The sequence below is a fragment of the Actinophytocola sp. genome, assembly GCF_050699915.1.
Taxonomy (GTDB): Bacteria; Actinomycetota; Actinomycetes; order Mycobacteriales; family Pseudonocardiaceae; genus Actinophytocola.
On sequence record NZ_JBOHGA010000257.1, the window covers coordinates 1 to 7,984 of the forward strand.

General features: G+C 70.4%; 5 protein-coding genes. 4 read left to right on the plus strand and 1 reads right to left on the minus strand.

Annotated elements, in window-relative coordinates; all coding sequences use genetic code 11:
• From ACRDSK_RS29265 to ACRDSK_RS29275, 3 genes are all read left to right on the plus strand, one after another.
• On the plus strand, positions 1–1,793 hold a 1,793-nt coding region (locus tag ACRDSK_RS29265), incomplete at its 5' end, for an ABC transporter ATP-binding protein (protein ID WP_431444588.1).
• Between the two features lie 419 nt (positions 1,794–2,212).
• Positions 2,213–5,947 (plus strand): multifunctional oxoglutarate decarboxylase/oxoglutarate dehydrogenase thiamine pyrophosphate-binding subunit/dihydrolipoyllysine-residue succinyltransferase subunit, encoded by a 3,735-nt coding sequence (locus tag ACRDSK_RS29270; protein WP_431444589.1) that lies wholly within the window; start codon positions 2,213–2,215, stop codon positions 5,945–5,947.
• Between the two features lie 4 nt (positions 5,948–5,951).
• Positions 5,952–6,125, plus strand: coding sequence for a DUF6104 family protein (locus tag ACRDSK_RS29275; RefSeq protein WP_431444590.1), 174 nt, complete (start codon positions 5,952–5,954; stop codon positions 6,123–6,125).
• A gap of 105 nt (positions 6,126–6,230) precedes the next feature.
• Here the strand turns inward: ACRDSK_RS29275 and ACRDSK_RS29280 are convergent, their stop codons facing one another.
• Positions 6,231–7,223 (minus strand): aldo/keto reductase, encoded by a 993-nt coding sequence (locus tag ACRDSK_RS29280; protein ID WP_431444591.1) that lies wholly within the window; start codon positions 7,221–7,223, stop codon positions 6,231–6,233.
• Between the two features lie 44 nt (positions 7,224–7,267).
• Here ACRDSK_RS29280 and ACRDSK_RS29285 point away from each other — a divergent pair.
• Positions 7,268–7,984: glycogen debranching N-terminal domain-containing protein (locus ACRDSK_RS29285; protein WP_431444592.1), on the plus strand; the 717-nt coding region annotated here is incomplete at its 3' end.

Consider the following 7,984-nt stretch of genomic DNA (forward strand, 5'->3'; position numbering starts at 1 on the left):
ACGAGGACCCGACCGCGGCCGACCCGGGCTTCCGGCTGCGCCGGCTGCTGCGCCCGGTCCGCGGCATGCTGGCCGTGCTCGCGTCGCTGGTCATCCTCGACGCGGCGCTGACGATGGCGCAGCCGACGCTGGTCCGCGCGGGCGTCGACTCGGGCGTGCTCCCCGGCGACCCCGCCGCCCTGTGGACGGTCACCGCGATCGCGGCGGTGCTGATCGTGGCGATGTACGTGGAGATCGCGTTCACGACCGTGCTCACCGCCCGGGTCGGCGAGCGGCTGCTCTACCTGCTGCGCGTGCGCAGCTACGCCCACCTGCAGCGGCTCGGGCTCGACTACTTCGAGCGCGAGATGGCCGGCCGGATCATGACCCGGATGACCACCGACGTCGACGCGCTGTCCACGTTCCTGCAGACCGGCCTGGTCAGCGCGATCGCCAGCGTGCTGACGGTCGTGGCGATCACCGTGGCGCTGCTCGCGACCGACCTCAGCCTGGCGCTGGTGGCGTTGACCGTGCTGCCGGTCGTGGTGCTCGCGACGGTCGTCTTCGCCCGACTGTCCACTGTGGCCTACACGCAGGCGCGCGAGCAGGTCAGCGCCGTCAACGCGGACATGCAGGAGAACGTCTCCGGGCTGCGGATCGCGCAGGCGTTCACCCGCGAGGAGCACTCGGCGCGGGAGTTCGCCGAGCGCAGCGACACCTACCGGCGCACGCGACTGCGGGCACAGCGCTACGTGGCGACGTACTTCCCGTTCGTGGCGCTGCTCGCGGGCGTGGCGCAGGCCGCGGTGCTGGCGGTCGGCGCGACCAGGGTGGCCGGCGACTCCCTGACGCCCGGTGTGCTGCTGGCGTTCCTGCTGTACCTGAACCTGTTCTTCGCGCCGGTTCAGCAGCTGTCCGGGGTGTTCGACGGCTACCAGCAGGCGCGGGTGGGGCTGCGCCGGATCGCGGACCTGCTGCGCACGCCGACGACCGTCGAGCCGCCGGCCGACCCGCGGCCGGTCCCGGCGAAGCTGACGGGCGCGGTCGACCTGGTGGACGTGACGTTCCGGTACCCGGGGACCGAGCAGCCGGCGCTGGATGCGGTGACCCTCTCGGTGTCCCCCGGCGAGACGGTGGCCCTGGTCGGGCCGACCGGTGCCGGGAAGTCGACGGTGGTCAAGCTGATCGCGCGCTTCTACGACCCCACGTCGGGCGCGGTCCGGGTGGACGGCGTCGACGTGCGGGACTTCGACCCGTCGGCGTACCGGCAGCGGCTGGGCGTCGTGCCGCAGGAGCCGCACCTGTTCACCGGCGACGTGGCGAGCAACGTGGCCTACGGCCTGCGGTCCACCAATGGTGAGTCGGGCCGCGCCGAGGTGGAGTCGGCGGTCCGCTCGGTGGGCGCGCTGCCGATGGTGGCCGACCTGACCGGCGGCTTCCACCACCCGGTGGGCGAGCGCGGCCAGGGCCTGTCGGCGGGCCAGCGCCAGCTGGTCGCGCTGGCCAGGGCCGAGCTGGTGAACCCGGACGTCCTGCTGCTGGACGAGGCGACCGCGGCACTGGACCCGGCCACCGAGTCGGTGGTGCTGGCCGCGAGCGAACACCTGGCCCGCCCGCGAACCACGTTCGTCGTGGCCCACCGCCTGGCCACCGCCGCCCGAGCCGACCGCATCGTCGTCCTGGACGGCGGCCGCATCGTCGAGCAAGGCACCCACGAGCAGCTACTAGCGGCCGACGGCCACTACGCCGCCCTGTGGCGCCACGGCACCACGGAGCTGAGAGCCCCCCAGAACCATGTCCCAGCCTCGAACTAGCACCGCCGACGCCGAGCGCGCCACCACGGGAGTCCCCACATGCCGCGCTCGACCGACGCCGCGACGAGCCGAACACGCCTTCGACCAGCCCGAACGCCGGCCCGGCCTCGCGACGCGCCCCCGCCGAGGGGGCCACCAACCACCAGCACAGTCGCCACGGACGCCCAGCCTCGACGGACCGGCCCAAGGCCACATCCCACCCCCACCCGAGAAACCCGAGAAACCCGCGAAACCCACCTCACCGGGCGCGCGGCCACGCGCATGGTCCGGACCGCGACGGGTACGGTCGTCACCGATGCGAGTGTCCGGCCGGAGATCATCAAAAGCCTGGGCGACCACACGCGGCTCGCCCGGAGTACTAGCCTGAACAAGCAGCCTTTTCAGTAACAGATCGAGATAGATAGAGGCGAGTGCCTGCCGTGTCCAGCAGCAGCCCTGCGTCGCAGTTCGGGCCCAACGAGTGGCTCGTCGAGGAGATGTACGAGCAGTTCCTCGCTGACCCGTCGTCCGTGGATTCCGCGTGGCACGACTTCTTCGCGGACTACAAGCCCGCACAGCGGGGCGCGACGCAGACCCAGGGCAAGACCCAAGCCAAGGCCCAGACCGAGACAGTGGCGAAGCCCACATCGACCGGTCGGGCCGGCACGGACACCACGGCCTACAACGGCCAGCCCGCCCGGGCCGCCGCCGCGAAGCCGGCGACCGCCAAGACGGAGACCAGGCCGCCGCAGCCCAAGACCCAGCCGAAGGCTGAGCCGCAGGGCGAGGCGAAGCCGAAGGCCGACGAGAAGAAGGCCGGCCCGGACAAGGACGGCGAGCAGGCCAGGCCCCTGCGCGGCGCGGCCGCCGTCATCGCGAAGAACATGGACGCGTCGCTGACCATCCCGACCGCGACCAGCGTGCGATCCGTCCCGGCGAAGCTCCTGTTCGACAACCGCATCGTGATCAACAATCACCTGCGCCGCACGCGGGGCGGCAAGGTGTCGTTCACTCACCTGATCGGGTACGCGATCATTCGGGCGCTCGCGGACTTCCCGAACATGAACCGGTTCTTCACCGAGCTGGGCGGCAAGCCGGCGATCGGCACCCCGGAGCATGTCAACCTGGGCCTCGCGATCGACCTGCCGGGCAAGGACGGCACCCGCAACCTCGTGGTCGCGTCGATCAAGCGCTGCGAGGGCATGACCTTCACGCGGTTCTGGCAGGCCTACGAGGAGATGATCCGCAAGGCCCGCAACAACGCGCTGACCACCGACGACTTCGCGGGCACCACCATCTCGCTGACCAACCCGGGCACCATCGGCACCAACCACTCCATGCCGCGGTTCCCACCCGGCCAGGGCGCGATCGTCGGCGTCGGCGCGATGGAGTACCCCGCGCAGTACCAGGGCACCAGCGAGCGCGCGCTCGTCGACCTGGGCGTCAGCAAGATCATCACGCTGACCTCGACGTACGACCACCGGATCATCCAGGGCGCCGAGTCCGGCGAGTTCCTCCGCCGGGTGCACCAGCTGCTGCTCGGTGAGGACAACTTCTACGACGACATCTTCACGTCGCTGCGGCTGCCCTACGAGCCCGTCCGCTGGGTCGAGGACATCCCCGAGGGGGAGATCGACAAGACCACCCGGGTCATCGGCCTGATCGACACCTACCGCACCCGCGGCCACCTGATGTCCGACGTCGACCCGCTGAACTACCGCCAGCGCAAGCACGAGGACCTCGACATCCTGTCCCACGGCCTGACGCTGTGGGACCTCGACCGCGAGTTCCCGGTGGGCGGCTTCGCGGGCAAGAACCGGATGAAGCTGCGCGACGTGCTCGGCGTGCTGCGCGACTCCTACTGCCGCACGGTCGGCGTCGAGTACACCTACATCCTCGACCCGACCGAGCGTCGCTGGATCCAGGACCGGGTGGAGGTCCGGCACGAGAAGCCGCCGCAGGCCGTGCAGAAGTACATCCTGTCCAAGCTGAACGCGGCCGAGGCGTTCGAGACGTTCCTGCAGACCAAGTACGTCGGCCAGAAGAGGTTCTCGCTCGAGGGCGGCGAGTCGGTGATCGCGCTGCTGGACACGGTCCTGGACAAGGCGGCCGAGTACGAGCTGGACGAGGTCGTCATCGGCATGCCGCACCGCGGCCGGCTGAACGTGCTCGCCAACATCGTCGGCAAGCCGATCTCGCAGATCTTCCAGGAGTTCGAGGGCAACCTCGACCCGGGCCAGGCGCACGGCTCCGGCGACGTGAAGTACCACCTCGGCGCCGAGGGCAAGTACTTCCGGATGTTCGGCGACGGCGAGACGAGGGTGACGCTGACCGCGAACCCGTCGCACCTGGAGGCCATCGACCCCGTGCTGGAGGGCATCGTCCGCGCCAAGCAGGACCTGCTCGACAAGGGCGGCACAGGCTTCTCGGTGCTGCCGGTCGCCATGCACGGCGACGCCGCGTTCGCCGGGCAGGGCGTGGTGGCGGAGACGCTGAACCTGGCGCTGCTGCGCGGGTACCGCACCGGCGGCACCGTGCACGTGATCGTCAACAACCAGGTCGGCTTCACCACCGCGCCGGAGCACTCGCGCTCGTCGCAGTACGCGACCGACGTGGCGAAGATGATCCAGGCGCCGGTGTTCCACGTGAACGGCGACGACCCCGAGGCGTGCTACTGGGTCGCCCAGCTCGCGATGGACTACCGCCAGGCGTTCAACAAGGACGTCGTGATCGACATGGTCTGCTACCGGCGGCGCGGGCACAACGAGGGCGACGATCCCTCGATGACCCAGCCGGCGATGTACGACATCATCGACGCGAAGCGCAGCGTGCGGAAGACCTACACCGAGGCGCTGATCGGCCGCGGGGACATCTCGGTCGACGAGGCCGAGAAGGCGCTGCGGGACTTCTCCAGCCAGCTCGAGCACGTGTTCAACGAGGTGCGCGAGCTGGAGAAGCACCCGGTCGCGCCGAGCCCGTCGGTGGAGTCCGAGCAGCAGGTTCCGGCCAAGCTGCCGACGTCCATCACCCACGAGGTGCTGCAGAAGATCGCCGACGTGCACGTGGACCTGCCGAACGGCTTCTCGCCGCACCCGAGGGTGAAGCCGGTGCTGGAGCGGCGGGCGAAGATGGCCCGCGAGGGCGGCATCGACTGGGCGTTCGCGGAGCTGCTGGCGTTCGGCTCGCTCAACCTCGAGGGTCACCTGGTTCGCCTGGCCGGCCAGGACTCGCGGCGCGGCACGTTCGTCCAGCGGCACGCGGTGCTGATCGACCGCAAGAGCGGGCGGGAGTACCTGCCGCTGCAGAATCTGTCGTCGGACCAGGGCCGGTTCATGGTCTACGACTCGGCGCTGTCGGAGTACGCGGCGTTGGGCTTCGAGTACGGGTACTCGGTGGCCAACCCGGACGCGCTGGTGCTGTGGGAGGCGCAGTTCGGCGACTTCGTGAACGGCGCGCAGTCGGTGATCGACGAGTACATCTCCTCCAGCGAGGCCAAGTGGGGCCAGCGCTCGGATGTCGTGATGCTGTTGCCACACGGACACGAGGGCCAGGGCCCGGACCACACGTCGGGCCGCATCGAGCGGTGGCTCCAGCTGTGCGCGGAGGGCTCGATGACGGTGGCGGTACCGTCCACGCCGGCGAACTACTTCCACCTGCTGCGCCGGCATGCGCTCGATGGCGTGGCGCGGCCGCTGGTGGTGTTCACCCCGAAGTCGATGCTGCGCAACAAGTCGGCGATCAGCTCGGTGGCGGACTTCACCGAGGAGTCCCGCTTCAACTCGATCTTCGACGACCCGTCCGTGCCCGACCCGGCGGCCGTACGCAAGCTGCTCCTGGTGTCCGGCAAGCTGTACTACGAGCTGGCCGCCGAGCGGGAGAAGCGCGGGCTGACGGATGTCGCGCTGGTGCGCATCGAGCAGCTCTACCCGGTGCCGGTGAAGCGGCTGGGCGCGACCTTCGAGCGGTACTCGCAGCTCACGGATGTGCGCTGGGTCCAGGAGGAGCCGGCGAACCAGGGCGCGTGGCCGTTCTACGGGCTGCACCTGCCGGAGCTGTACCCGGACCTGCCCCGGGTGACGCGCGTGTCGCGCCGGGTGATGTCCGCGCCGTCGGCCGGCTCGGGCAAGGTGCACGAGGTCGAGCAGCGGGAGATCATCGAGAAGGCGTTCTCCTAGCCCGATGTACTTCACCGACCGAGGCCTGGAAGAGCTGGAAGAACGCCGGGGCGACGAGGAGGTCACGCTGGCCTGGCTGGCCGCCAAGCTGCGCGCCTTCGTGGACGCCAACCCGGAGTTCGAGACTGCCGTAGAACGCCTGGCCACCTACCTGGCGCGCGACGACGAGGACGACTGACCCCGCGCTACTCCAGGGCACCGAAACTGTCGGTGCCCTGGAGTAGCGTTGAAATCGGGGGGCCCCGGGGCGATTGAACGGACCGTTCAATCGCCGAACCAGGGCCTACCAGGCGTAGGCCTCCGGCGCGGGCTTGGCTCCGTTGGGCCCCGGCGGCGGGAAGAGCTCATCGAGCTTGCCGAGCGTGTCCGCGTCCAGCGACACGTCCACCGCCCGCAACGAACCCTCCAACTGGGACATCGTCCGCGGGCCGATGATCGGCGCGGTCACGCCGTCCTGGTGCAGCAGCCACGCGATGCCCAGGTCGGCCGGGTCGACGCCCAGCTCCGCGGCCAGCTTCTCGTACGACGAGATCGCATCGCGGTGGCTGTCCAGCGCATCCGCCGACCGGCCGCTGTTGCCCCGCGACGCCCCGCCCTCCCGCTGCTTGCGCAGCACACCACCGAGCAGCCCGCCGTGCAGCGGCGACCACGGGATCACGCCGATGCCGTAGTGCCGCGCCGCCGGCAGCACCTCCAGCTCCACCCACCGGGTCAGCAGGTTGTAGATCGACTGCTCGCTGACCAGGCCGAGGAAGTGGCGCGACCGCGCGGCCTCCTGCGCCTGCGCGAGGTGCCAGCCGGCGAAGTTCGACGACCCGAAGTACAAGACCTTGCCCTGCTGGCGCAGCACCGAGAACGCCTCCCAGATCTCGTCCCACGGAGTGCGCCGGTCCACGTGGTGCATCTGGTAGAGGTCGATGTAGTCGGTCTGCAGCCGCCGCAGCGAGGCGTCCGCCGCGCGCCGGATGTTCAGCGCCGACAGGCGGTTCTCGTTCGGCCAGTCGCCCATCGAGCCGTACAGCTTGGTGGCGAGCACCGTCCGCTCCCGCCGCTCACCGCCCTGCGCGAACCACCGGCCGATGATGTTCTCGGTGACTCCCTCGCCCTTGCTCCAGCCGTAGACGTTGGCGGTGTCGAAGAAGTTGACGCCCTGTTCATGCGCCCGGTCCATGATCGCGAAACTGTCCTCTTCGGACGTCTCCGGGCCGAAGTTCATGGTGCCGAGCACCAGCCTGGACACGGACAGGCCGCTGCGGCCGAGTTGGGTGTACTCCATGATGGCCAACCTACGCCCGGAGTAACTCCAGGATGGGAGGGAAGATGAACCGGATGTTCACCCACGAGCTCGTGACCGCCGTGAGCGCGCCCGCCGCGGTGCTGTCGGACCGGGACGGTCAACTGCGACGCCAGGGCGCGCAGGGCTGGCTGGTCGCCGACGTGAGGCATCTGTCCGAGCTGACCGTGTTGGTCGCCGGCGAGCCGGCCGACCCGGTCGGCCACTGGCCGGAGTCCGCCGTCGCGCTGCGTTTCGTCGGCGCGGTCCTCGGGCTCGGCGACGACACCGGCGATCCGACCGTCCGGCTCGAGCGCCGTCGCCGGGTCGAGAACGACACGCTGACCGAGACGATCGAGCTGGTCAACGACGCCCGAACGGAGATCGCCACGACCGTGAGCGTCCGGCTCGCCGCCGACCTGGCGCCGATCCTCGCGTTCCGCTACGGCGGGGACACCGAGATCGCGCCACCGCGACCCGCGCCCGGCACGCTCGCGACCTGGACCGCCGGCTCGTGCACCACCACGGCCACCGCCGACCGCGCCCCGGACCGCGTCGAGCTCGAAGCCGATCACCTGCGGCTGGACTGGGACCTGCGAGTCCCTGCCCGCCGGCGAGCCGCGGTCACGCTCACCCTGCGGGCAGCCGCCGACACCGAGGACGCCGTGGTCCGCGCGCCGCTCACCCGCGACCTGGCGCCGCTCGCCGTCGAGAGCCGTGAGCCGGAGCTGTCCCTGCTGGTCTCGACCGGCCTGGACGACCCG